The organism is Vreelandella lionensis (assembly GCF_002087295.1).
Lineage (GTDB): Bacteria > Pseudomonadota > Gammaproteobacteria > Pseudomonadales > Halomonadaceae > Vreelandella > Vreelandella lionensis.
The window spans coordinates 1-1,259 of the sequence record NZ_MWVI01000006.1 but is presented as its reverse complement, the minus strand read 5'-3'; the positions used below and the strand labels follow the sequence as shown (position 1 = coordinate 1,259).

Genomic DNA, 1,259 nt, shown 5'->3' with positions numbered 1-1,259 from the left:
TGGTATGGCCCCATTTTTGTAGACACTTGGGTTAACTGTTCGCCGCATAGACGCTGGGAGTAAGACCTCCTAGCGTCATGTGCCTTCTCATCTTTAGGTAGAACTCCTCAATATAGTAACGAACCTGGTCACCCATATCGCTTCGTTCTATCGTGCCTAACGGCTTTGTCCATTCCTTTTTGAGCATGGCAAAAAAGCTTTCTGCACAGGCATTATCCCAGCAATTTCCTCGGCGAGACATGCTGATTGTGACCTCACGGTCGTTCAGCCACATCATTACCTCCTCGCGCGATACTGTGTGCCTTGATCAGAATGAAAGAGCAACTCCCTTCCCGCCGGCTGATGATGCTTCCAAGCTGACTCCAGCGCGTTTAACACCAGCCGTGCGCTCTTGACGGCTCCTTGTGCATAACCAACGATTTGTCGAGTCCCTAGATCCATAACAACCGCTAGGTAGAGCCATCCTTCCCGGCAGCGAATCTGTGTAATGTCCGAGACCCAAACCTTGTTTCGCTCGCTGATTGAAAATCGTCGATTCAATAGGTTAGGCAAAACGGGGAGCGTCGACTCGGCGCGTCGATACCCAGGTTTTAAGGCGGTACAGGAGCGATAGCCTGCTTCTTGAAGAAGGCGCTGAACCTGATTCTTTCCGCAGCGGTACCCTTCATCTTGCGCTTCCATCCATAGCTTCCGATAACCAGGCACACTGTTCATTTTCTTGGCACGCTCTAGCAAAAACAACGTGATGCTCTGATGACGCTTTTGCATTTTTCCAGGTTGTCGTTGGCGGTCTTTTCCATCGGTAGTAACCTGATCGAGAGACACCGAGTACTTCACAAGTGATTGAGAGCGGCCACCGACATTGGCGATGAGCCTCAATAAAAGCAAATTTTATTTGCCGTGCTTGATAAAGTACTCGTCCGCCTTTTTTAAGATCTCAGTCTCCATCTGTGATCCTTTTTAGCTGCTTTTTCAGCTTCTTGATTTCATTTTCAAGTTCTTGAACGCTTTTTTCAGGGCCAACATTGGCAATTTTCTTGTCAGACGATGTGTGATCCATGGTCAACTCCTTGCGCCAACGACTTAATGTATTCGGATGTATACATAGTTTGGCAGCAAGCGTTGTCTGTGTCTGCGGCGAAGAAAGTGACGCTTGCACGGCGTCACGTTTAAACGCATCTGAATACCTGGGGCTACATTTGTATTTCATAACACCTTCTCTCGAAAAAAGGTGTCTACTTTTTTAGGGGCAATCCAGG

The 1,259-nt window shown here is 48.1% G+C and carries 3 protein-coding genes; all 3 read right to left on the bottom strand.

Features of this window, described 5'->3' with window-relative positions:
• Positions 1-31: 31 nt before the first annotated feature.
• The 3 genes from B4967_RS00600 to B4967_RS00590 all read right to left on the bottom strand — a co-directional run bounded on the left by B4967_RS00600 (position 32) and on the right by B4967_RS00590 (position 1,210).
• Entirely contained in the window at positions 32-274 is a 243-nt protein-coding gene (locus B4967_RS00600) for an integrase core domain-containing protein (protein WP_161491458.1), read from the bottom strand.
• Between the two features lie 2 nt (positions 275-276).
• The gene (locus B4967_RS00595) at positions 277-825 is read right to left on the bottom strand and encodes a DDE-type integrase/transposase/recombinase (RefSeq protein ID WP_161491457.1); all 549 of its coding nucleotides are present in this window, start codon (positions 823-825) and stop codon (positions 277-279) included.
• A gap of 112 nt (positions 826-937) precedes the next feature.
• Positions 938-1,210, bottom strand: a complete 273-nt coding sequence (locus tag B4967_RS00590) for a transposase (protein WP_083022989.1) — start codon at positions 1,208-1,210, stop codon at positions 938-940.
• Between the last annotated feature and the right edge of the window lie 49 nt (positions 1,211-1,259).